This is a genomic window from Rhodococcus sp. MTM3W5.2 (assembly GCF_001984015.1).
GTDB lineage: Bacteria > Actinomycetota > Actinomycetes > Mycobacteriales > Mycobacteriaceae > Rhodococcus_G > Rhodococcus_G oryzae.
In genome coordinates, this window is sequence record NZ_CP019572.1 from 17,801 (window position 1) to 40,689 (window position 22,889).

At 70.8% G+C, this 22,889-nt stretch carries 16 protein-coding genes and 5 pseudogenes; 10 read left to right on the forward strand and 11 right to left on the reverse strand.

From position 1 onward, the window contains the following. Window positions 1–8: 8 nt before the first annotated feature. The 5 genes and pseudogenes from BTZ20_RS00095 to BTZ20_RS00115 all read right to left on the reverse strand — a co-directional run. A complete protein-coding gene (locus BTZ20_RS00095) occupies window positions 9–758 on the reverse strand; it encodes a hypothetical protein (RefSeq protein WP_077039943.1) in 750 nt (249 codons plus the stop codon). Window positions 759–814: 56 nt separating this feature from the next. After that, complete coding sequence (gene sigM / locus BTZ20_RS00100) at window positions 815–1,366, reverse strand: RNA polymerase sigma factor SigM (RefSeq protein ID WP_077039944.1); 552 nt, start codon at window positions 1,364–1,366, stop codon at window positions 815–817. After that, complete coding sequence (gene murJ / locus BTZ20_RS00105; RefSeq protein WP_083742438.1) at window positions 1,300–5,376, reverse strand: murein biosynthesis integral membrane protein MurJ; 4,077 nt, start codon at window positions 5,374–5,376, stop codon at window positions 1,300–1,302. The genes sigM and murJ overlap by 67 nt, the downstream gene beginning before the upstream one ends. Before the next feature lie 206 nt (window positions 5,377–5,582). Beyond that, a pseudogene (locus tag BTZ20_RS00110) lies at window positions 5,583–7,972 on the reverse strand (DUF6049 family protein). A gap of 29 nt (window positions 7,973–8,001) precedes the next feature. Further along, a pseudogene (locus BTZ20_RS00115) lies at window positions 8,002–8,564 on the reverse strand (NUDIX hydrolase); the annotation flags it as partial. Between the two features lie 54 nt (window positions 8,565–8,618). On the opposite strand from BTZ20_RS00115, the pseudogene BTZ20_RS00120 reads away from it, so the two are divergent. Beyond that, window positions 8,619–10,066, forward strand: a pseudogene (locus BTZ20_RS00120) (CCA tRNA nucleotidyltransferase). A gap of 3 nt (window positions 10,067–10,069) precedes the next feature. Here BTZ20_RS00120 and BTZ20_RS00125 read toward each other — a convergent pair. Together BTZ20_RS00125 and BTZ20_RS00130 are read right to left on the reverse strand one after the other, a co-directional pair. Then, on the reverse strand, window positions 10,070–10,792 hold the full coding sequence (locus BTZ20_RS00125) for a hypothetical protein (protein ID WP_077039945.1): 723 nt from the start codon (window positions 10,790–10,792) through the stop codon (window positions 10,070–10,072). Window positions 10,793–10,810: 18 nt separating this feature from the next. Next, window positions 10,811–12,328: a DUF4185 domain-containing protein gene (locus BTZ20_RS00130; protein WP_077039946.1), complete on the reverse strand. Its 1,518-nt coding sequence runs from the start codon at window positions 12,326–12,328 to the stop codon at window positions 10,811–10,813. Between the two features lie 152 nt (window positions 12,329–12,480). Between BTZ20_RS00130 and BTZ20_RS00135 the strand changes: the two genes are divergently transcribed. The 3 genes and pseudogenes from BTZ20_RS00135 (at window position 12,481) to BTZ20_RS29605 (ending at window position 15,320) form a co-directional block, all read left to right on the forward strand. Further along, on the forward strand, window positions 12,481–13,083 hold the full coding sequence (locus BTZ20_RS00135; RefSeq protein ID WP_077039947.1) for a TetR/AcrR family transcriptional regulator: 603 nt from the start codon (window positions 12,481–12,483) through the stop codon (window positions 13,081–13,083). Next, window positions 13,080–14,282 (forward strand): DUF418 domain-containing protein, encoded by a 1,203-nt coding sequence (locus BTZ20_RS00140; RefSeq protein WP_223263537.1) that lies wholly within the window; start codon window positions 13,080–13,082, stop codon window positions 14,280–14,282. Before BTZ20_RS00135 ends, BTZ20_RS00140 begins: the two co-directional genes overlap by 4 nt. A gap of 40 nt (window positions 14,283–14,322) precedes the next feature. Next, window positions 14,323–15,320, forward strand: a pseudogene (locus BTZ20_RS29605) (alpha/beta hydrolase family protein). Window positions 15,321–15,327: 7 nt separating this feature from the next. Here the strand turns inward: BTZ20_RS29605 and BTZ20_RS00150 are convergent. Next, complete coding sequence (locus tag BTZ20_RS00150) at window positions 15,328–15,726, reverse strand: nitroreductase family deazaflavin-dependent oxidoreductase (RefSeq protein WP_223263540.1); 399 nt, start codon at window positions 15,724–15,726, stop codon at window positions 15,328–15,330. A 141-nt stretch (window positions 15,727–15,867) separates the two neighbouring features. On the opposite strand from BTZ20_RS00150, the gene BTZ20_RS00155 reads away from it, so the two are divergent. The 3 genes from BTZ20_RS00155 to BTZ20_RS27480 are packed head-to-tail and all read left to right on the forward strand — an operon-like array spanning window position 15,868 to window position 17,084. Further along, the gene (locus BTZ20_RS00155) at window positions 15,868–16,479 is read left to right on the forward strand and encodes a TetR/AcrR family transcriptional regulator (RefSeq protein ID WP_223263860.1); all 612 of its coding nucleotides are present in this window, start codon (window positions 15,868–15,870) and stop codon (window positions 16,477–16,479) included. Between the two features lie 42 nt (window positions 16,480–16,521). Further along, on the forward strand, window positions 16,522–16,914 hold the full coding sequence (locus BTZ20_RS00160) for a hypothetical protein (RefSeq protein ID WP_223263541.1): 393 nt from the start codon (window positions 16,522–16,524) through the stop codon (window positions 16,912–16,914). Further along, window positions 16,869–17,084 (forward strand): hypothetical protein, encoded by a 216-nt coding sequence (locus tag BTZ20_RS27480; protein WP_223263542.1) that lies wholly within the window; start codon window positions 16,869–16,871, stop codon window positions 17,082–17,084. The genes BTZ20_RS00160 and BTZ20_RS27480 overlap by 46 nt, the downstream gene beginning before the upstream one ends. Before the next feature lie 19 nt (window positions 17,085–17,103). Here BTZ20_RS27480 and BTZ20_RS00165 read toward each other — a convergent pair whose 3' ends face one another. Continuing rightward, window positions 17,104–18,408, reverse strand: a complete 1,305-nt coding sequence (locus BTZ20_RS00165) for an MFS transporter (RefSeq protein WP_145982422.1) — start codon at window positions 18,406–18,408, stop codon at window positions 17,104–17,106. 66 nt (window positions 18,409–18,474) lie between these two features. Further along, window positions 18,475–19,421, reverse strand: a pseudogene (locus BTZ20_RS00170) (NAD-dependent epimerase/dehydratase family protein). A 137-nt stretch (window positions 19,422–19,558) separates the two neighbouring features. On the opposite strand from BTZ20_RS00170, the gene BTZ20_RS00175 reads away from it, so the two are divergent. Next, window positions 19,559–20,263 (forward strand): TetR/AcrR family transcriptional regulator, encoded by a 705-nt coding sequence (locus BTZ20_RS00175; RefSeq protein WP_077039949.1) that lies wholly within the window; start codon window positions 19,559–19,561, stop codon window positions 20,261–20,263. 63 nt (window positions 20,264–20,326) lie between these two features. Beyond that, window positions 20,327–20,932 carry a YqgE/AlgH family protein gene (locus BTZ20_RS00180; RefSeq protein WP_077039950.1) on the forward strand — a complete coding sequence of 202 codons (606 nt, stop codon included), beginning with the start codon at window positions 20,327–20,329 and terminating at the stop codon, window positions 20,930–20,932. A gap of 19 nt (window positions 20,933–20,951) precedes the next feature. On the opposite strand, the gene BTZ20_RS00185 is transcribed toward BTZ20_RS00180, so the two are convergent. Beyond that, complete coding sequence (locus BTZ20_RS00185; protein WP_077039951.1) at window positions 20,952–21,950, reverse strand: bile acid:sodium symporter family protein; 999 nt, start codon at window positions 21,948–21,950, stop codon at window positions 20,952–20,954. A gap of 85 nt (window positions 21,951–22,035) precedes the next feature. Between BTZ20_RS00185 and BTZ20_RS00190 the strand changes: the two genes are divergently transcribed. Further along, window positions 22,036–22,887, forward strand: coding sequence for a LysR substrate-binding domain-containing protein (locus tag BTZ20_RS00190; protein ID WP_077039952.1), 852 nt, complete (start codon window positions 22,036–22,038; stop codon window positions 22,885–22,887). Window positions 22,888–22,889: the final 2 nt, after the last annotated feature.

A 22,889-nucleotide genomic window follows, 5' to 3' on the forward strand; every position in this document is an offset into this window, starting at 1 on the left:
GCGGCCCGTCAGCCGATGTCGCTGCGTGCCAAGGTTTCCGGGCGCGATTCCGCGCAGTCGGCACCGACCACCAGTGCGGTGATCTGCGGCGGTCGCGGGCCGGCGAACAACATCAGGATGCCGCGGATCCCCCGGATCCGCACCGGGCCGGACCCGAGCAACGGGGTGGCCGGATCGACGCCGTTGGCGCGCAGGCAACCGGCGAGTGCGTCGGGGTCGGACAGCGGGCCGAGCGACGACCGTCCCATCATGATGAGGGCGGCGCCGGGGGTCAGATCCGCACCCAGATCCGGCTCGTCGGCGCGGGGCAGGAACGGCTGGGCCATGGTCGGTGCCGGTGCTTCGGGATCCTCGTCGAGCACTCCTGCCCCGAGGACGATGCCGCCTGCCAGCAGCAGGATCGCGGCGGCCGCGGCGACGGGGATCCACGCTCGCCTGCGTCGGGGGTGGTCGGCGAGGGCCACCACAGGGATCGTGTCGACCGGGGCAGGGGCGCCCTCGGCTGCCAGCGCCGCGTGCATTCGGTCGAGAACCTCCGGGGGCGCCGGGGGTGCGGGGGTGTCGTCCGCACGGAGCTCGGCGAGCCGGGTGCTGACCGAATCGAGGGCGGCGAGGACTTGTCGGGCCTGCGGGTCGCTCGCCACCGCGGCGCCGAGGCGCGCCTCGAACGGTGGGTCGAACAGCCCTGCGTGCAGGTCGGCGATCAGTTCGGGGTCGAAAGGGGGCTGCAGGAGCGCTTCATCACCCTGACCGACCATGTCACCTCCCTGCTGAGTCCTCGAGCCTTACGGGCACGTCATTATGATTAGACCCCTCAAGGATGGATTTGGTTCCGCTCATTCTGCAAATATTTCAACTGCTGGGCCAGCTTCAGCCTGGCCCGGGCGCAGCGGCTCTTGACGGTGCCCTCCGGAACCCCGAGTAGTGCCGCCGCCTCCGTGACCGAATACCCCTCCAGGTCGACCGCCACCACGGCGGCCCGCTGCTCGGGCGACAGGGTGAACAGGGCGGCGTCGATGGCCATCGCGGTCTCGCAGTCGTCCATCGGGTCGCGGGGGCGCGCCGGCTCCTGGTGGTCGTCCTCCAGCGGCACGGTCGGTCGGGCCCGGTTGCGGCGGATCCGATCGAGACACGCATTCACCACGATTCGGTGCAACCAACTGCGCACGGCGGCATCCGCCCGGAACGACGCCGCCGTCCGATGGGCGGACAGCAACGCCTCTTGGAGCGCGTCAGCCGCGTCTTCCTGCGTGTAGCTGGTCCGCTTCGCCGTCTGCCACAAATGGTCCTGATGTCTGCTCAACAACTCCGCAAACGCGCGTGCGTCCCCCGACGCGTGCGCTGCCAGGAGCTCGGCATCAGACATGCCAGCCCCGGCGACCCCCTATAGATTCGCACGAGAAATGCTAACCGACCGTAAGGTCTGGAGTCACTCCGAGGGCTGAACCGGCGTTCAGGGGCCTTCGTGAAGCCGATCTCCGCGAGCGAGGACTGGTTCTTTCCGCCCTCGCTCGCCAGCTTGGTGATCCACACCAGGACCTTGCCGGTCTTGCCCTCGCCGGTCACCGGAATCGTGGTGACGCCCTTCCCGAGGACCGCCGAACCGATCACCTGGGTCTGGTCGAGGGTGGGGTTCGCCGTTGCGGCGGTGCGGATCTCGACGGAGGTGCCCGCGCTCGGCGAGTTGATCGAGACCTCGCGCAGCGCGCTCGGTTCGGCCAGGTCGACCATCAGGCCGACACCGTTCTTGAAGGTGGGGAACTGGTCGAAGTAGCCGTCCGTGGTCCACGCGGTTGCCGGGTTGCCGTCGATGGCCTGCTTCGCCGTTGCCGGGTTGTCCGGGGAGCCCTGCGGCGAGTACACGGCGGCGCCCGCGGGCACCACCGACGCCCCCGCCGGGACGGGCCCGGGTTCGGCGGTCGCCGACACGGAGGCCTCGGACGGGGCGGTCGTGAGGCCGAAGTTCTGGTCCGTCAGCGGTTCGCTGGAGCCGCCGCCCGCCAGGAAGTTGGCCAGCCACCAGCCGACCAGGGCCAACACGACGACGGTGAGGACACCGAGCGCGGACAGCGCGATGATCATCTTGTTGTCCTTGGCCCGCTTCGCCTCGGCCTCCTCCGGATCGAGAAGGGCGCGGCTGGTCGCCCCCGCGGGGCGCTGGCCGAGTCGCAGTGCGGGCATGAGGTCGGTCTTCTGGTCCACCACGGACGCCTGGTCCAGCACGTGCTGGACGGTCGCGGCCGTGCGGATCCCGCCACCCTGCTCGAGCGCGCGGACGGCGACGGCGGAGATCTCGAACGGCACCTCGGGCCGGAGGCGGCGCGGCTCGACCGGTAGGCCGTCGTCGCCGCGGTCCGCCAGCCGCATCCCGCCGACGGTGCCCGCCGCGTGCGGCGTGCGCGGGTCGGCGCCCGTCTGAGGGGCCGCCGCGGGGGTACCGGACTCGGGCGCCGGTGCCGGCTCGCCGAGCGGCCACCGCGCGGTGATCAACGCGTACAGCATCGCGCCGAGTCCGCGCACGTCCGAGCTGGGATCGGCGTCGGCCAGGGTGGCGGGGAAGGCCAGCACCGCGTCGCCGCCCGCGGAGATCCGGATCCGGTCCGGATGGTCGATCGACAGCGATCCGCCGCCGCGGTGGGCGGCCTCCGCCGCCGAGGCGAGCGCGCGGATCGCCCTTGCCGCGCCGATCGGAGACGGCTCGGTCTCGGCCATCTCCCGCAGCGACCGTCCTGGCGTCCACTCGGCGACGACGATGCCGCCCGAGCTGCCGCGGACCACGTCGAGGACCCGGGCGAGGCCGGGCGAGTTGATCCGACCGAGCCGCAGGGTGCGCGACAGGACCGCCTGCGGCCCCTCCGACTCGGAGGTCGAGGAACTCGCGCGCTGGTCGGCGTCGACGAAGGTCAGCGCGACCTCGCGATCGAGCTTGATGTCGTGGGCCTGCCAGAACTTGAGTCCGCGGGCACCGCCGTGCGGGGCGAGGAGGCGGTAGCGCCCGCCCGCCACCGAGGCGCCGGGGATCAGCTTGGGGCCGCGCGTGGGCTTGGCCGCCCCGGTGGAGTCGCCGCCAACCCGCAGCGGGGGCAATGTCGGCGAACCGATCGGGATGACGCCGGTGTCGACGGTCAGGTCGCGCTCGGGGCGCTCCAGGGCCGGCTTGTCGGCCTTGGCGGCAGCCTTGGCCCCGTCGCCGTCCGGGGTCACCGTGGTGGGCCCGTCGTCCGTTGCCTCGATCTTCCGCGGGGCCGATTCGGGCACGGACGCCTTAACAGCGGACACGCCGGTCTGGCCGTCGGCAACGTTCTCGTCGCTCACCCTCACTCCTTCGCGCATTTGTCCCGAAATCTCTCCTGTTGAGAACTGGTCCCCAGACCGCCGAGGATCAGCGTACGGGAGTGCAATCCCGCCGCTGAGGGGTATCTGAGCACCATCGATGACGGGGATCAACTCCGTCTCCGCCTCATAGAGTGGCACGACCTTCGGCGTATCGACGCGCGATTCCGGCGCCGACCGACCGAGAAGTCTGTTCACCACACGCCCCACCGCCACCGTGCCCGCGACCACCTCGGGCACCCGGGCGATACGCAGGAGCCCGAATGTCAGCCCGAGCATGATGACCGCGCCGATACCGACCTGGACGAAGGCACCCGGCCCGCCGAACCGGTCACCGAGACGGTCGAGACGCAGCAACTCCTCGGCCGTCAGCATCGTGATCCCGCCCGCCACCGAGGCGACGACGACCAGGAACGCGGTCTTGCCGACGTTCGCCATCCGTAGGTTACCGAGGCTCCGCCGGAGCAGGTATCCGCCGATCAGCGCGCCAACGGTGAAGCCGAGGCCGTTCGCGACACCGAGCAGGCTGACGACCTGCTCGTCGCTGGTGGCCACCACCGGCGCCAGCATCGAGAGCCCGACCTTCACCCCGGTGATGCCGAGGATGATCCAGGTCGGTGTCCATGCCTGCTCGCGGGCGTAGAACACCCGCAGGTGGATGAGCACGAGGGCGTAAGGGATCAGCGTGAACGCGGACCAGCTGACGGCGTGTCCGAGCCGCTCGGCGTCGGCCTCACCGAAGTTGCCGTATCCGAACAGGGCATGGCCGACCTGCGGGCCCGCGAAGGTGAGGAACACCACCACCGGCACCAGCGACACCATCGTCAACCGGGTCGAGACGGACAGGTCGTCGACGACCGCCGGGGTGTCCTCCGCGGCCGCGTTGCGACTGAGCCGCGGCATGATCGCGGTGAGCACCGTCACGCCGAGGATGCCGTACGGCAGCTGCAGCAAGAGCCAGGCCTGCTGGTAGATCACCGGGCCCGCCGCGTCCGCCGCGGCGGCGATCCGGGTGCCGATGCTGAAGCCGATCTGGCTGATCAGGACGTACAGGACGATGGCGACGCCCATCCCGGCGAACATCTTCAGCCTGGCGTCGATCCCCCACAGCGGCTTCAGGCTGATGCCCTCGCGCCGGATCGCGGGCAGCAGGGTCGCGGCCTGGGTCACCACGCCGAGCGTCACGCCCAGCCCGAGCAGCAGCACGCGCCCGGTGGTCATCTCGTCGGAACCGCGGGTGACCAGCCAGAAGACCGCGAGCACGCACAGCACCACGAGGTTGTTGAGCACCGGCGCCCACGCGCCGGGCTTGAACACGCCCCTCGTGTTGAGCAGCGCGGTCAACAGGGCCGACAGCCCGTAGAAGAGGATCGCGGGCAGCAGCAGGTAGGCGAATGAGGTGGACAGTTCGGCGTCGACCTTGCCGTCCTCCGGGAGGAAGATCCGGGTCAGCAGCGGGGCCGCAACGACCGCGACCACCGAGGCGACGCCGAGGATCAGGCAGGTGATGGTGAACAGCCTGCGCACGAAGGCCGCGCCGCCGTCGTCGTCTTCCTTCTCGGCACGCACCAGGACCGGCACCACGATCGCGGTCAGCACCGCGCCGAGGACCAGTTCCGAGATCATGGTCGGCAGCTGGCTGGCCACGGTGAACGAGCTGGCGGTGGCGGCGCCGAGCACGGTCAGCAGCAGCACCTGCTTGAGGAAGCCGGTGATCCGGCTGACCAGGGTGGCCACCGCGATGGAGCCGGTGGACGCGAGGAGACGGGAGTTCGAGTTCGAGCTCTGCTCCTGCGGCTCCTGCTCGGGTGTCGGATCCGGCTCAGGCGCGGGAGCCGCTGGCCTGTTGCCTGCCGGGCCGGGCACGGGCTGTGTTGGCGGTGCCCCGCGCTGATGCGAGGGCGGCGGCAGGTAGCGCTGCGGGGCGGCCCGCGGTGGCGCTGGCTGCGGTCGGTACGTCTGGGGCTGGGCGGGGCGGAACGGGCGCGGCTGGTCCGGCGGGAACGGCGGCTGCGGCCGGGGCGGGCCGGGGGGCGGCGGCATGCGTCCGGCCTGGTCGGGCAGCGGTACCGGTCGCGGGTCGGCGGGTCCGTGCGGTGTCGGGTTGGCCCGCTCCCACGGGGCAGGCGGCGCCGGTTCGGGATGCTGAGGGGCCGGATTCTGGGGTCGTTGCGCGGGCTCCGCGCCCGGATTCTGGGGTCGCCTGCTGGGGTCCGCTCCCGTGCCCGGTGGGCGACGCGTGCTCCCCGTCATCGAGCTTCGTACCCTTCATCCGCTGGGTCCGGCTGACCCCGGAACCGGTGCCACAGGCGCCGTCCCGCAAGTAGCAACAGTAGTGCGCCCGCGCAGGCGGTGATGATCGCCAGCGCCTTGCCGTACGCGTTCGTCCGGATCGACACCGAGGTGGGCTCGCCCAGTTCACGGCCGTTCGTGGTGGTCAGCGCGACATCGACCACCAGCTTGCCGGCGTTCTCGACGGTTGCGGGCACCTGGAGCGTCCGGCTGCCGCGCGGCGGCAGCTGCTGGTCGCCGATGTCGGTGACCGTCATCTCCTGTGGCGCCGAGATCTGCAGCCGCACGTTGATCCCCACCGGCAGGTCATTGCGCGCGACGAGCAGCAGCGGGCTCTGCTCCGACGCGAGGGTGTAGGCGCCGCCGGGGGAAGCACCGTCACCGACGCGTAGATCTCGGTCAGCGCCTTCTCGACGTCGCTGACCCGGGTCTCGGCGGCGGCCGTCGCGGCACCCCGGTCCCGGTCGCGTCTCCCGGACGTGCTCAGCGCCCGCAGCAGGTCCTCGCTCAGCGGCGCGGTGTAGCCGCGCGGGGTCAGCGCCGACTGCGGATCGTTCACCAGCGTCTCGGTAAGCGCATTGATCTCGGGGGCCACCGTGGCGGCTCCGGTCTGTACCCGATCGGGCGCGCCGTCCTTGGCGGCCTGCGCCGGATAGTCGAGGTCGACCGGCGGCTGTGCGGTCGGTCGATCGAGCAGGTCGGCGAGCGGGCGCGGGTTGGCCAGCCCCGAACGCATCAGCGTCGACACCGTCGAGAGAACGGCACGCGCCTCGTCACCGTCCACGGACCAGTTCTGCGGCGGCACCACGAGCAGGCCGTGGTCCGCGTTCGCGGTGGCCTTCGGCGGCGGCGTGAGTGCAGGCCAGGCGATCGCACCGAGTGCGTCCTGGAGTCGGGCGGTCCGCGAGTCGTCGGACAGGTCGTATCGAACATCCGCCGGGGTGTAGGTGGGGGTCTGCGGGGTGGCACCGACGGCGGCGAGGGCGGTGGCCGCGGGCACATCGAACAGCGCCGCGGAAAGCGGTCGATCGGCTGTCGTCCCTGCCAACGGCACCGTCGACCGTGTGGTCTCCTCGGCCACCGCGTTGTCGGCCAGCAGCGCGGTCGGACCGAGCCCCCGAAGACCCGCCGCCTCGGGGTTGAGCACACCCGCGTCCGGCCAGGTCAGGCCGCGGCGCGAGGTGATCCCCAATATGCCGTCGACGATCCCCGCCGGTGCGGACAGGGCTCGCTCCACCAGCGTCGGGTCGTCGGTCTTCTGCAACGCCGCGAGATCGACCTGCGCGAACGGCACGGCGGTCGTGCACAGTCGCGCCGTCAGCGACCGCAACCGTTCGAGCCACTCGGTGGCCGCGGTCTGTCCGGTCCCCTCGTGTGCGGGGCCGTTCGGATCCGAGGGATCGTCGACCACCAGGTATCCCCTGGTCATGTTGCTCACGGTGATCAGCAGATCCGGGTCGACGGCCAGGCACATGCTGTCGGCGAGCTTGTGGTCGCGGTCGATGCTGTCGCCGGTGGCGAACTCGGCGGCGGCGAGCAACTGCTCGAGCCGTCCCCCGTCCGCCAGCGAGTCCGCCAGCTCGTCGTCGACGAGTCGGACCTTCTCGTCCGAGGATCCCGGGATGCCGGACGCGAGCCGGGGCTTGTCGGCGAACGGCCACATCAGGGTGACGGCCACGGGGTCGGTGATGCTCGGCGGTACCGCCGCCGCGTCGGGGCGATCGGCGCCGCGGATGCTGGGGTCGCGCGGGAGCCCGAGCACCGGCAGCAGGAACCGGGCGTCGTCGAGCCGGGCCTGGCCGCCGTACTCGGGTGTGCCGTTGACGTTGACCAGCAGTGGGTACACCCCGGGCTCTTTGATGCCGAGCGACACCGAGGAGGCCGAGCGCAGCGGCATCGCCAGGGTGAACCGGCTGGACTGCCCCACCTGCAGCTTCTCGGTGACGGTGGTGAACTGCCCGACCGTGTCGTAGGCCTCCTGGTCGGCCGTGAGCATGGACCTGAGCTGCTCGGACTCGGAGATGGCCGGTGCGGCCTGGAGCCGGACCTTCACGTCGTGGACGGGACGGTCGCCGACGTTGCTGACGGACCCGGTGACCGTGACGAACGGTTCGCTGGAGGTGGTGACGGCGGTCGGGGTCACCTTGTCGATCGTCAGGCTCACGAACTCGCGCTCGTCGCTGTTCGACCGCATGCCCGAGGAGGCCGGGTCCGTTGCTGCGGACTCGGCGCCGCTGTCGGGTCCGTGTGTGGGCGCGGCGGCGGCCACCGCGGCACCCATCGGGGCGGCGGCCAACGCCAAGGCGGACAGGGTCGTCACGGCAAAGCGACGCAGGGTGGCCCTCATCCGTTCTCGCGGGACGCTTCGCCGGTGGCGGACGCCATCTGGGCGATCAGCTCCCCCGCGACTCCGGCGAGCCGGCGTTCGTCGGCGTAGGCGAGCCGGGACTCCAACTCGGCCAACGGAACCCACGCCACCTCGGTCACCTCGACGTCGGCGTCGGAGAGCTCGCCGCCCTGGAACCGGAGCAGATAGTGGTGCACGGTCTTGTGGACACGCCTGCCCTCGGTGACGAACCAGTAGTCGATGCTGCCCAGTTCGGCGAGCACCGTGCCCTGGATGCCGGTCTCCTCCGCCACCTCACGCATCGCCGTCTGCTCGGCGGTCTCGCCCTGCTCGATGTGCCCCTTGGGCAGTGACCAGAGCAGCCGTCCCCGCCGGTCGGTCCGACCGATCAGCGCGGCGCACTGCTCGTCGCGGGGCCGTCGAGGCCGTCGACCACGAGTCCGCCCGCCGACGTTTCGCGGACCGTACGCATGCGCGTGTTCGAGCGGTCGCCGTGCCCGCTTCGTCGCCGCGGGTTGCGGCGACTGCGATTCGCACGTTCGGCAGCAGACACCCAATCAATACTAGTTGCCCAGCGGGACCTGCCCCGAATCCCACACCGGCCGAGCGGCAAGCCGTCCCCCTCGCGTCGGTAAGCTGCGTACTCGTGGTTTCCCCTACTCCCGACGCCGATCGACGCGCCCGACTCCTCAAGGATGCCTCCGCGACCCTGCGGGGCCTCGCGGACGTGCTGACCCCTTGGGTGCGCGGTTCGCCGCCGCCGGGCACGAGCTGTACCTGGTTGGCGGCAGCGTGCGGGACGCGCTGCTCGGCAGACTGGGCACCGATCTGGACTTCACCACCGACGCGCGGCCGGAGCAGGTGCAGGCAATCCTCAAGGGCTGGGCCGACAACCAGTGGGACACCGGCATCGCTTTCGGGACGATCAGCGCCGCCAAGGGTGATCAGCAGATCGAGATCACCACCTTCCGCACCGACGCCTACGACGGGGTCACCAGGAACCCGGAGGTCGTGTACGGCACCAGCCTCGAGGAGGACCTGGTCCGCCGCGACTTCACGGTCAACGCGATGGCCGTCCGCATCGGCGCGGACGGATCGCAGGAATTCACCGATCCGCTCGGCGGCATGGACGCCCTGCTCAACGGGGTGCTCGACACCCCCGCCGCGCCGGAGATCTCGTTCAACGACGACCCCCTCCGCATGCTGCGGGCCGCCCGGTTCGTCTCGCAGCTCGGCTTCGCCCTTGCGCCCCGGGTCCATCAGGCGATCGTGGAGATGGCCAGACAGATCGACCGGATCACGGCCGAGCGGGTGCGCGCCGAACTCGACAAACTGATCCTCGGCGAGTTCGCGATCGACGGCATCAACGTGATGTGCGAGACGGGACTGGCGGCCCGGGTCATCCCCGAGATCCCGAAGATGAAGCTGGAGATCGACGAGCACCACCAGCACAAGGACGTCTATCAGCATTCGCTGACCGTGCTGCAGCAGGCGATCGACCTCGAGGACGGCGACCCGGACCTGGTGCTGCGCTGGGCCGCGCTGCTGCACGACATCGGCAAGCCGGACACCAAGCGCAACGAGCCGGCAGGCGGGGTCAGCTTCCACCACCACGAGGTGGTCGGGGCGAAGATGGTGCGCAAGCGGATGCGCGCGCTCAAGTACTCCAAGCAGATGATCGACGACGTCGGCCAGCTGGTGTTCCTGCACCTGCGTTTCCACGGCTACGGCGAGGGGCAGTGGACCGATTCCGCGGTCCGCCGCTACGTCACCGACGCAGGCGAACTGCTGCCGCGCCTGCACAAGCTCGTCCGCGCGGACTGCACAACCAGGAACAAGCGTCGGGCGGCGAAGCTGCAGGCCACCTACGACGACCTCGAGCAGCGGATCGCTCGGATCGCCGAGCAGGAGGACCTGGGCCGGGTCCGGCCCGACCTGGACGGCAACGCGATCATGAAGCTGCTCGGCATCCCCGCCGGGCCCGAGGTCGGCAAGGCGTGGACCTTCCTGAAGGAACTGCGTCTGGACCGCGGCCCGCTCAGTCCGGAAGAGGCCGAGGCCGAGCTGCTCGCGTGGTGGGCACAGCAGCAGTAACCGCTACCCGATCAGCCGGAGCAGCTGCGTCAGATCGAACGAGCTGCTCAGCATGGGGATCTCGAGGGTGAAGCGGACGACGTGGCCGTCGCGGGTGGCGCGGACGTTGCGGGCGTCGTTGGGCAGCGGCGGCAGCGGGATGACCGGCGCGGGCAGGTAGCGCCCCGGCACCGGGAGCCCACGCCAGCGGGCCCGGATCACCTCGATCCGCAGCACGTCGTCGGCGATCGAGGCGTCGACGACGGCCGTCAGTCGGCGGTGCCGGTGCTCGGCGCGGATCAGGCCGGATTCCTCGGCGAACAGCGTCCAGTCGAGGCCGTCCTGGAGATTGACCTGCGCCAACAGCGTCGACAGCGCGACGCGGCCCGCGACATCGATCTGTGCGGTCCTGACCCGGGTCGGCGCGCCCGGCACCAGCCGAACCCCGTTGGCGACCGCCGTCACCTCCTCCAGCGCGTGCCCGCCCCAGTCGATGCCGGTGAGCCGGGCCCGTGACTCGAAATGCGCGCCCTGACGTCGCACGCGAAACGAACCAAGCCGGGCCGTGACCGGCACGCCCTGCAGGGTGACGGTGACCTCCCGCCCGACGTACCTGCGCGCGATACCGAGGCTGAGGGCGGTCATCACGCTGTCGGGGACCAGGGCCGTCATCGTGCCCGCGCCGAGGGTCGCCACCGGGTCGACCCAGGAGGTGGTGATCGACGACAACGACCATCCGGTGCCCATGACAGGCAACGATAGGCCTCAGCGCAGCGTCGCGTGCATCAGATAGACGTTGTAGCTGTCCCACTCCGACATGGTGAAGTACACATCGTCGGCGGTGGACCACGGATGCAGGAAGCCGCCGTATAGGTCCGGGTAGTCGGCGCTGCTCACCATCGGGACGCCCGCCGACCACGCGCCCTGCGGGCTGTTCGCCTGGCGCAGCACGATGGTCTCGGCCGGTGCGTCCAGGTAGCTCATCTGCCACAGGTCGCGGGACCCGTCGTAACGCACCGACACCTCCGAGGCCACACCGTCGAGGATGGGCGTGGGTGAATGCTCGCCGACCGGGGTCCATGTCCCGTCGACCCAGTATTGGTAGGCCGACTTGTCGAGCACCTGGTCGGTGGCCACCCGGGCGAGGGCAATGGTGCCGAGCCGCCCGTTCGGGGTGCCGAACATGTAGACGTGCTCACCGGCAGGGACCATGCTCGTGACCTGGAACTGGTTCATTCCGAAAATGTTCTCCCACTTGGCATATGGGTCCTTGGTCCAGGTCTGGCCGCCGTCGTCCGAGTAGGCGATGCCGCCGTGGTTCGTGTACCACCTGCCTGGGACCATGCTCCAGCGTCGGACCGACATGTAGCTCATGTACTGCCGGTCGCCGATCGCGAAGCCGGAGGTCGGGATGGTCGTGGTCTCCCAGTTCTTGACCTTGCGGCTGCCGAGCAGTTCGGCGGCGTGGCATCGGCTGTCCTGCACCATGGAGTCGAGGGTCAGGCCGTCGGAGAGGTCGCGGTCGGTGCTGTGCCCCAACACATTCGAGCGCCAGTCCTGGCCGTTCGCGCCCGGCGGTGCCCAACCCCGGCCGAAGGTGTCGCCGAACGCGATGGCCACCTCGTCCGGCTTGCTCTCCCACATGATGCCGAGGTCGGTGCCGTTGACCTGCCACCGCTTGTCGGTGCGGTTGATCGAACCGGGGCCGGTCAGCTGGGCCACCAGGGTCACCTCGTCGACCGTCGGCGGCGCGGCGGGGGTGCCGACCGGTCCCGGCTCCCATGGTGGGAATCGAGGGACCGGCGGCGGAGGCAGCGGCAGGCCGGGCCCGGGGATCGGGATGGGGATCGGCTCGGGGTCGGGGGCGATGGAGAACCGCGGTATCGACGATCCCCAGGAGCCCGAACCCGAGGACGATGAACCGGACTCGGACGACGCGGATCCGGACGAGCCCGCGGAACCGCGCTGCTCGGGCTGTTCGGGCGCGGTATCGGTGATGTCCGGGCAGGGATCGGCGCACGGGTCGGCGGGCAGCGGGGCCTGCGGGATGCGGGTCGGGTCCTGCGGCGGGTCGGGCACCGGGACCGGGACTATCTGGGGCCAGGGCACCTTGATGTCGATGCCGGGCGGCTCCGCGGACTCGTCCTCAGCGGACGGGTCGAAACCGGTCTCCCCGCAGGCGTTGGTGGGCGCGGGCGTCGCCGTTGCGGTCGCCGGGGCGAGCACCGAGCCGGAGGCGGCAAGGGTGAGCACGAGCAGTGGTGCGCTCAGGCGACGGATCACAAAGCCCCCTTAGGCCTTCCCGATCGCCCACCGCCTCCGGACCGGCCACCGCGATCGTTGAGATGAATTTAGCAGTGGGCAACGACTCGCCGAGGAATTGATTAAGTGACCACTCAATGTATTATTGGCCACTCCGAGTACCAGGAGGACAGATGCGCACAGTCGACGTTGCCGCCAGGGCGGCCAAGCGGACCGCCCTGATGGACGCCGCGGCGCGGTGTTTCGCCGAGCGCGGCTACAGCGCCACCAGGACGGCGGACATCTGTTCGGGCGCGGGCATGAGCTCGGGCAATCTCTTCCACTACTTCCCCACCAAGCACGATGTGCTGCTCGCCCTCGTCGAACGCGACGGCGAGCAGACGAGCGAGGCGATGACCGATCTCGCGCAGGCCGGTGACCCCCTGGCCGCGCTGCTGTCGCTCCTCGACGAGATCTGCGGGCTCGCGGGCGATCCGGTGTACTCCGGTCTCGCGCTGGAGATCTCGGCCGTCGCGCATCGCGACGAGGAGGTCGCGGCCCGGTTCAAGGCGAACGACCTCACCTTCCGGTGCGGGCTGGCGACGCTGGTGGAGCGGGCAGGCGATGCCGGTCAGCTGTCCACCGATCTCACGCCGGAGCACGCCGCGACCTGGCTGGCCGCGCTCGTCGACGGCATGTTCGCCCGCGTGGCCGCCGACCCGGACTTCGACCCCTCGGCCCAGGCGCCGATCCTGCGCCGGATCGTCACCCAACTCCTCGTGGGTGGTACCGAGTGAGCCTGCGCGCCGGCACCGTGTCCGCACCGGTCGCTCCCGACCGGCTCCGCAATGTCGATGCGCTGCGCGGGTTCGCGCTGTTCGGCATCCTGGCCGTCAACATCTGGGCCTTCGCCGATCCCTACTACGCCTCGCCGGAATCGAACCCGGCGTTCGATTCCGGGCTCGATCACGTCGTCCGGTTCACGGTCTCGCTGCTCTTCGAGACCAAGTTCTACCTGCTATTCTCGTTCCTGTTCGGCTACAGCTTCACGCTGCAGATGGCGGCGGCCGAGCGGGCAGGAACGGCCTTCCTCCCGCGGATGCTGCGCAGGCAGAGCGGGCTGCTCGCCATCGGCCTCGTGCACGGGGCCGTCCTCTACTACGGCGAGATCCTGTCCACCTATGCGATCCTCGGCCTGATCCTGTTGGCCTGCAGGCACATATCGCCCCGCCGGGCCGTGCAGATCGGCGTCGGACTGGTGGCGGCGGTGGGCGTGGTGTGGATGCTCCTCGGGCTGCTGACGCTCGCGGAAGGCGGGGGCGCGGGCGTCGCCGCATCGGACGCGGCGGTCAAGCTGACGGCCTTCGGCGGTGACGCGGCCGCGACCCTCGGCTTCCATTCCGGGCACCTGCCGGAGACCATCTCGGCCCTGGTGGCCCTGCAGGCACCGAGCGCGATGGCCATGTTCTTCTTCGGATTCGCCGCAGGCCGGGTGCAGGCGTTCGCGGACCCGGACCGCTTTCGGCCGCTGGGCCGGCGGATCCTGGTCTTCGGGTTGCCGGTCGGGCTGATCGGTGCGCTCGCCTACGCGCTGGCCGCGGCCTACGCGCCAGGCGGCGGCGTGGAGACCTTCGCCTTCGGGCTCGGGCAGCTGACGGCGCCGCTGCTCACCGCGTCCTACGTCGTGGCAGGGGTGATGCTGTTCCGTACCGCCCCCGGCAGGCGGATCGAATCGGCACTGGCCCCGATGGGCACGATCGCGCTCACCAACTACCTGCTCCAGTCGCTGGTGCTGGGTGTGCTGTTCACCGGCTACGGGTTCGGCCTGATCGACCGGATGCCACCGCTCGCGGTCCTGGCGGCGGTGCCGGTGATCTTCGCGACCCAGCTCCTCCTCAGCCGCTGGTGGCTGCGCGGGCACCGGTACGGTCCGGCGGAGTGGGCGCTGCGCGCGATCACCATCGCGGGCATCCCGCCCTGGCGGCGTCGTGGCTAGCGGGTCGCCGTCGCCTCGGCGCCGATGGCTTCGACGCGGCGTGGGCGGACTCGCGGCGCTCCTGGTCCTCGTCTTGATCGGCGGGTCGGCGGTCGTCGCGGGCAACAGCTACGCACTCCGGGAGGAGCGGGTCACGATCACGACCGCCGCGGGCCCGCTCCGCGGCGTCCTCGCTCTCCCCCGCGATGCGAGAGGGCCGGTCGGACTCGTCGTCTTCGTGCACGGGGACGGGCCGGTGGAGGCGACCAGCGAGGGGTTCTATCGGCCCATCTGGGAGGCCCTGGCCGAGGCCGGCTATGCGTCGCTGTCCATGAGCAAGCCCGGAGTCAGTGGCTCCCAGGGTAATTGGCTCGACCAGTCCCTCCACGACCGTGCCGTCGAGGCCGAGACGATGATCGACTGGGCGCTCGACCGCCCCGAGATCGACGCGCGGCGCATCGGGCTCTGGGGAGCGAGTCAGGGCGGCTGGGTCCTGCCCGAGGTCGCGGTCGACCGGCCGGAGGTGTCCTTCGTCGTCGCCGTGTCACCGGCGGTCAACTGGCTCGACCAGGGCCGGTACAACCTGCTGGCCGAACTCGATGCCACCGGTGCGGGCGAGGCCGAACGTCAGGCCGCGATCGCCGAGAGCGACGCGGTCCGCGCCCTGCTCAATCGCGGCGCCCCCTACGAGGAGTATCTCGAGGCGTCGGCCGAGGCCGAGCCAATGGACCGCGACCGCTGGGGCTTCGTCCTGCGCAACCACACCGCCGACGCGACGGCCGCTCTCGGGAACTCGGGCGCAGGGACATCCCGGTGTTGCTCGTGCTCGGGGAGGACGATCGCAACGTCGACGTCGACGACACCCAGCGCGCCTACGAGCGTCTGCTCGGTGACCGGCTCACCACGGCGCGTTTTCCCGGTGCCGCGCATACCCTCGCCCGGTCAGGCGTCGAGGAATCGGAGCTGTGGGGAGTCCTGGTCGGCACGTTCGCGCCGCGCCACGTCTTCGTGCCCGGCTATCTCGACGCCCAACGCGACTTCCTCGCCGGCCTGCCCTGATCGATCGTCATTCCGCGACCAGGTCCATCCGGAGGAACTCGCTGATACGGAGCAGCCTCGGTGGGCGTGGCACGTCATCGGAGAGGGCCTGGAACGCCTCGGTTTCCCCGACGAGGCGTGGCGCGGTGAGTTCGAGCTCCCTCCCGTCGACTCGGAGCCGCGCACCGTCGGCCGCCAGGACGTTCCGCACCCAGTCCGAGCGCGATCCGTACACCAGAACGAACAGGTAGCCGCCGTCGACGGGATACGCGTCGAGCGGTGTGCGGTGGGTGGTGCCGGAGCTGCGACCCACGTGAGTCAGCACCGGCCACTTCCCGCCCGCGATCGCGCGAGGGTTGAACACCCGCTTGTTGATGTGCCCCCACCACCTCGGCATCGGCATCGGATGCTCCTTCTTCTCGTCCACTTGATCCCACCCGGGGACTCCTTACACCTGTAAGGCTGACTTACGCCTGTAAGCTTGTCAACATTTTCCGCACCCTGGAGTTGAGCCCTCGTGTCACCATCACCGCAGCAGCCACGGCAACCACTGAGCCGAGATCTCGTGTTGGAAGCCGCGATCCGGGTCGCGGATCGCGGTGGCGTGGAGGCGATCACGATGCGCCGGGTGGCGCAGGAACTCGGCGTGGAGGCGATGTCGCTCTACCACCACGTACCGAACAAGGACGCGATCCTCGATGGTGTGGTCGACGCGGTGTTCGAGGCGATCGAGCTACCCGGCGCCGCGTGCGACGACTGGCGCGACGCGATCCGCGCCCGCGCCTCCTCCGCGCGCACCGTCCTGTCACAGCACAGTTGGGCTCTCGGCCTCATGGACTCCCGTCGCAACCCGGGTCCGGCGACGCTACGCCACCACGACGCCGTCCTCGGTGTCCTCCGGGAGGCGGGTTTCGCGCTGCCGATGGCCGCGCACGCCGTCTCGCTCGTCGACAGCTATGTCGGCGGGTTCGTCCTCCAGGAGGCGAATCTGCCGGTGGCGACGCGCGGCGATGTGGAGGAAGTGGCGGGCAGCATCCTCGAGCAACTGCCTGCGGCCGAGCTGCCGTACCTCACCGAGATGATCGTCGACCACGCCCTGCAGCCGGGCTACGACCACACGAGCGAGTTCGGCTACGGCCTGGACCTCATCCTGGATGCGCTCGAAGCCCGCCGGGGGTAGGGCCCGTCGGAACCGGCGTCGCCGCTTGTGCGTCCAACACGTATGGGACTGGTGGAGTACTCGTTCGGTACCGGTGAGGGGGCGCCGCGGGACTGGGTATCCGAGGCGGACCTGGACCTCGGCGGCACCGGGGCAGCGGACGCGGTGAGCCTCGACTTCGACGGCGACGGCCTGCTCGACGACGCGATGTGGGACAGCGACGGGGACGGGGACGCGGATCGTTCGGTGCTGGACGTCGGCGACGAGGGCCGTTACTTCGAGGACGCCTCGGGTGCGGGGTCTGGGACCTCGAGGTCCCGCCGCCGCCCGCCGAGGCCGGGCACGAGCTGCGCTGGACGGACGCGCGGGGCGTGGACCGAAGGGTGCCGGGTGGCGAGGGCGCGCGACCGGTGGAGGTCGACCTCGACCTCGACGGCGCACCCGACGTCGCGGTGATCGACACCGACGGGGACTCGCTGGTCGACGTCACCCTGCTCCGGTCCGGCCCGGGCGGCCCCTACGCCGCGATCGAGGTCGACGAGCGGGCCGACGGGTCGGCCGACGTGACGCTGTCCGACACCGACGGCGACGGCCGGCTGGACACCGTCGCCCGCGGCCCCGGTTGATCGCCTGCGGGGTGGGCGCTCAGCGCGGCACCCGACGCAGCGAGTTCGCCGCCACCGCCGCGAGGCCGAGCCCGTACGCCGCGGCCCCCGCGAAGACGAGTCCCGGTGAGTGCCCGTCGGGGGCGACCACCGTCGCCGCGGCGGCCAGCGCGCCGATGAAGGCCATGTTGAACACGGTGTCCTGCAACGCGAACACCTGCCCACGCCGGGCGTCGTCGATGTCGATCTGCATCGCCGCGTCCCCGGTGAGCTTGATCGTCTGCCCGGCGAGGCCGAGCAGGAACGCGCCGACCAGCAGCATCGGCTGGGTGAGCACGGAGATCACCCCCAGTTGCACGGCGGTGGCGAACACCAGGGCGCCAACGACGGTCGGGGACCTGCCGATGCGCGGGATGAGAAACGGCGTGACGGCCGCGGCGACCAGCATGCCCGCCGCCGCGGCGCCGACCGCGACCCCGAACCCGGCGAACCCGCCCGGCAGCGCGCCTGCATACGAGGGATCCCGGAGGATCAGCACCATGATCAGCGTGTTGATCCCGAACACGATGCGGTGCACGCCGATTCCGATCATCGCGGTGGTGACGCCAGGGGCGCCCCACACGGCGGTGGCACCGGTGCGCAGGCCTGCCAGCACCGCCCGGACGGCATCGAGGCCGGTCGGACCGGCCTCGGTGAGGTCGCCGGTCGGTCCGAGGCGGTGCGCGGCGAAGCCGGCCGCGGCGAGGGCGCCGATCGCGGAACCGGCCGAGGCGAGGGCGACCGTGAGTCCGGAGCCCCGATCCCCCTCGCCGAGCACTCCGAGGAGCGCGACCGCCGCCCCTGCCCCCGCGGCGGAGACCCCGGCTCCCGCGGTCGCAAGCACGGAATTCGTTGACACCAGCCAGGATTGACGTACCACGTTCGGCAGTGACGCCGAGACCCCCGCCAGCACGAAGCGGCTGACCCCGACCGCGGCGAGGGCGAGCAGCAGCAACGGGGTCTGTGGTCCGCCGGTCAGGAGCACGGCCGCGGCCGCCAGGATCAGGCCGCCGCGCAGCAGGTTCGCCCACATCAGGACCGCGCGTCGGTCCCATCGGTCGAGCAGGGCGCCTGCGAAGGGGCCGACCAGCGAGTAGGGCAGCAGCAGCACCGCGAACCCCGCGGCGATCGCGATGGGATCGGTCTCCCGTTCGGGATTGAACAGGATGGCGCCGCCGAGCGCGGCCTGGAAGAGGCCGTCGCCGAACTGGCTCGCGAACCGGACGGTGGTGAGCCGGCCGAGTCCGGGTGACCGGCGCAGCACGGCGCGCAGGCCGCCGTGCCCAGGCGTCGGGTCGGTCGGGATCGGATCGGGTGGCGTCGGCTCCCCCGGCGTCGCGCTTCCCGGCGTCGAGTTCACCACCAGCTGACCCTATCGCGGCGCAGGCGCGAGCTCCCGTGTGCGCCACCACGCGACGGTGGCGGCCGCCGCATCGGCCAGCGGGGTCGGCGAAAGGCCCAGCAGCCGCTCGCTGCGGCCGGAGTCCAGCACGAACGGTCGCTCGAACTGGTACAGCATCTCCGCCAGTTCGCGGCTGTCGCGGTGCACGAGTCCGGCGCCGCGGAGCAGCCAGCCGGGCAGCACGCCGGTCTTCGGGTCCGGTACGCCCGCCGCCGAGGCGTAGGCGTGCACCATCGCGCGCTGGGTGATCGCGGGGCCGGTCGGCGCGTGCAGGACCGAGTTCCACAGCGAGGGGTCGGCGGCCGCGGCGATCATGGCCGCCGCGAGGTCCGGCACGTAGGTGAACGAGTGCGGGGTGTCGAGGCCGCCCATGACGCGAACGGTCTTGCCCGACAAAATGATCGGCACCATCCGTTCGCCCGCATGCGCCATCAGCACCCGCGGCCCGAAGAAGTCGGAGGCGGCCACACTGACGGTGGCGGTGTCGGAGGCCTCGCGTTGGCGCAGCAGCTGGGTACGGATGCCCAGCTTGCCGTCGCGGGCCTCGCGGGGGTGTCCTCGGTGATGGGTCCGTCGACCTGCCCGTAGGAGTACAGGCTCTCCGGGAACACCACGACGGCCCCGGCTCGGCCTGCGGCGGCGAGCACGGCCCGCTCGGTGGAGGGCAGCTCGCGGCGCCAGGCCTCGGCGGAGTACGCCGAGCCGTGGGTGCAGTGGAACACCGCCGCGGCGCCCTCGAACGCGGCGTCGAGCGCGCCGGGCACGGAGACGTCGACGCGGAGCCGCTCCACGTTGGGGCGCTCGGGTCCGGAGCCGGACCTGGTCAGCACGCGGACCCGGTGTCCCTGCGCCGCCAACTGGTCGGCGACCGTCCATCCGACGGGTCCCGCGCCGGTCACTACCTGCACTGTCGACATCGCAATCACTCCTGGGTGGTGGTTTCGGACTTTCGAGAGCACTGCTCTCGAAACAACAGTGCGCCGCCTCGGACGGAATGTCAAGAGCACTGCTCTCTTTTGTTGACAGTGCTCACGAAACCGGTCAGGCTGGGGCGGTGACCGGTACCCCGCGCGAACGCGCACGCGAGCAGACCCTGGCCGACATCACCCGGATCGGCCGGGAGCACCTGGCCAGGGAAGGGGCTGCGGCGCTCTCGCTCCGAGCGGTCGCCAGAGACCTCGGGGTGGTCTCCTCGGCCGTGTATCGGTACGTGGGCAGCCGCGACGAACTGCTCACCCTGCTCGTCGTCGAGGGGTATACCGAACTGGGTGACGCGGTGGACGCGGCGGTGGTCGCCGTGCCCGCAGGAGATCCGCGCGCCCGGTTCCATGCCCTCGGGCACGCGGTCAGGGACTGGGCGCTGGCGGAGCCGGCGTGCTACGGGCTGCTGTTCGGAAGTCCCGTGCCTGGTTACCGGGCCCCGGCCGAACGCACCACCGGGCCGGGCACCCGCGTCGTCGGCGTGCTGGTCCGAATCTTTGACGAGGCCAACCGATCCGGTGATCTCGCTGTCCCGCAGTCGATTCCGATTGATGAGTCGCTGCGCGAGAACCTGCGGGCGATCCGGGCGGAGCTGGGTCTCGACCTGTCCGAGGAGGCGCTGGCGCGCGGCGTCCTGGCCTGGTCCTCGCTGTTCGGCGCGGTGAACTTCGAGGTGTTCGGTCAGTACGGGGCGGACACCTTCGCGGACCCGCGGGCGCTGTTCGAGCACCACCTGTCGGTGCTGGACGAGTTGGTCGGGCTCGCCCGGCCGGAGTGAGGCGGCCGGCCGGGCGGCGCGTTACCCGGCACGCGTGTCGTCCGCCGGTGCGATGATTGTCCGGTGGACCACGCAGAAGAACCCGAGGACCGGATGGCGCCGACCGAACCGATCGTGCGCCCGGGCAGTCTGCTGATCTCCTCGACCGAGCTCACCGAGCCGGCCTTCCGCCGCACCGTGGTCTACGTCATCGAGCACAACGACGCGGGCAGCCTGGGTGTGGTGATCAACCGGCCGAGCGAGACCGCGGTGCAGGCGGTGCTGCCCCAGTGGACCGAGCTGTGCGCCAATCCGCGGGCGCTGTTCATCGGCGGCCCGGTGAAGCGGGACTCGGCGCTGTGCCTGGCCACGCTGCGTACCGGGGCGAACATCGACGGGGTGTCCGGGGTGCGCCGGGTGGACGGCCGGGTGGTCATGGTCGACCTCGACTCCGATCCGGAAACCGTCGGCCCGCTCATCGAGGGCGTGCGGGTCTTCGCGGGGTACTCGGGCTGGACCATGGGGCAGCTGGACTCGGAGTTGCAGCGCGACGACTGGACCGTGCTGTCCGCGCTGCCGTCCGACGTGATCGGACCGCCGCGGATCGATCTCTGGGCGCACGTCCTGCGCCGCCAGCCGCTCCCCCTCGCACTGCTCGCGACGCACCCGATCGACGTCGACCGGAACTGACGAGCCCGGCCCGAGCGGTTCACCGGCCCGGCGCCGAGGCCGCCGGTTCCTGGTCCTGGCGGCGGGCGAACCGCTGCGCCAGCGCGGCGCAGACGATCAGCTGGATCTGATGGAAGATCATCAGCGGCAACACGATCAGGCCGACCGGCTGCCCGGCGAAGAGCACCGAGGCCATCGGCAGCCCGGTCGCGAGCGACTTCTTGGACCCACAGAAGAGGATCACGATCTGGTCCGGCAGCGAGAACCCGAGCGCGCGCCCGGCGAAGGCCGTCACCCCGAGCACCGTCGCGAGGATCGCGCAGCAGACTGCGACCAGCGCCAGCACCCGCCAGGCGGAGAGCCCGCTCCATGCGTGCTCGTTCATACCCGCGCTGAACGCCGAGTACACCACCAGCAGGATCGAGCCGCGGTCGACGAGCTTGGTCGGTGCGGCGTGCCGCTGCAGCCAGCCGGTCACCCACGGCCGGATCAGCTGACCGATGACGAACGGCAGCAGCAGCTGCAGCACGATGTCGATGATCGAGGACGCGTCGACGGTCGCCTCGCCGGTGGTGTTCATCAGCAGGATCACCAGCATCGGGGTGATGAACACCCCGATGAGATTCGAGAACGAGGCGCTGACGACCGCCCCCGCGACGTTGCCGCGCGCGATCGAGGTGAACGCGATGGACGACTGGACCGTCGAGGGCACCAGGCACATGTAGAGCACGCCGGTGTACAGCTCGTCGGTGAGGACCGTCGGCGCCAGCACGCGCAGCGCGAGCCCGATCAGCGGGAACAGCAGGTAGGTCGATGCCAGCACCACCGAGTGCAGCCGCCAGTGCTTGAGCCCCTCGAGCGCCTCGCGCGGGTGCAGCCGGGCGCCGTAGAGCAGGAACAGCAGCGCGATCGCGATCTTGGTGGCCCAGTCCAGAGCCGTCTGCCCGGCACCGGATGCGGGGAAGATGCTGGCCACGACGGCCACCGCGATGATCGACAGGATGAACCCGTCGATGTAGAACCTGCTCAAGAACTTCACATCGGCAACGGTAATCGGCCACTCAGATATCGCGAAAGTCGATCGCAACGATAATTTGCATCGCAAATTGTGATAAATATGGCGGATGCTCGATCCGGTGCTGCTGCGCAGTTTTCTCGCGGTGGAGCGTTGCGGCGGGTTCACCGCCGCCGCGCATCAGCTCGGCCTGCGTCAGTCCACCGTCAGCGGACACGTGGCCCGGCTGGAGAAATCGATCGGCCGGGAGCTGTTCCGGCGCGATACCCGCAACCTGGAACTGACCGCGGACGGGTCGGCGATGCTGGGCTTCGCGCGCACGATCCTGGACGCGTCGCAGCAGGCCGAGAGCTATTTCGCAGAGTCCGAGCTGTCCGGGGTGCTGCGCTTCGGTGCCTCCGACGACCTGGTCGCGGCCGAGCTGCCGGAGGTGCTGCTGGAGTTCCGGCGCAGCCACCCGCGCATCGACCTGGAGCTGACCGTCGGTCTCAGCGAGAATCTCGGCGCCAAGCTGGCTGCGGGCGAGCTCGACATCGCGTTCGGGATGCGCAGACCGGGCGAGCAGCACGGCGAGCTGGTGTGGCGCGATCGCCTGGTGTGGGCCGGATCTCACGGCGCGGAGCCGGTGGAGGGGCCGGTGCCGCTCGTGACCTACCCGCCGCCGAGCATCACCCGCCGCGCCGCGATGGAGACGCTCGAGCGGGCGGGTCTTGTGTGGCGGACCACCTGTGTCACCGACAGCCTGCTGGGCCTGCGGGCGGCCGTGCTCGCCGGCCTGGGCTACATCGTGCACGCGGAGTCGCTGCTGCCGGACGGCCTGGCCCCGCTGGCCGATGGCGCCCTCCCCGACCCCGGTGACGCCGACTTCGTGCTGATGCGCCGGTCCCGACCGGCCTCCAAGCCGGAGGCCGCGTTGACCGCCGCGATCCTCGCCAACGAGCGTCGGCTGCGTCGGAGTTGAGC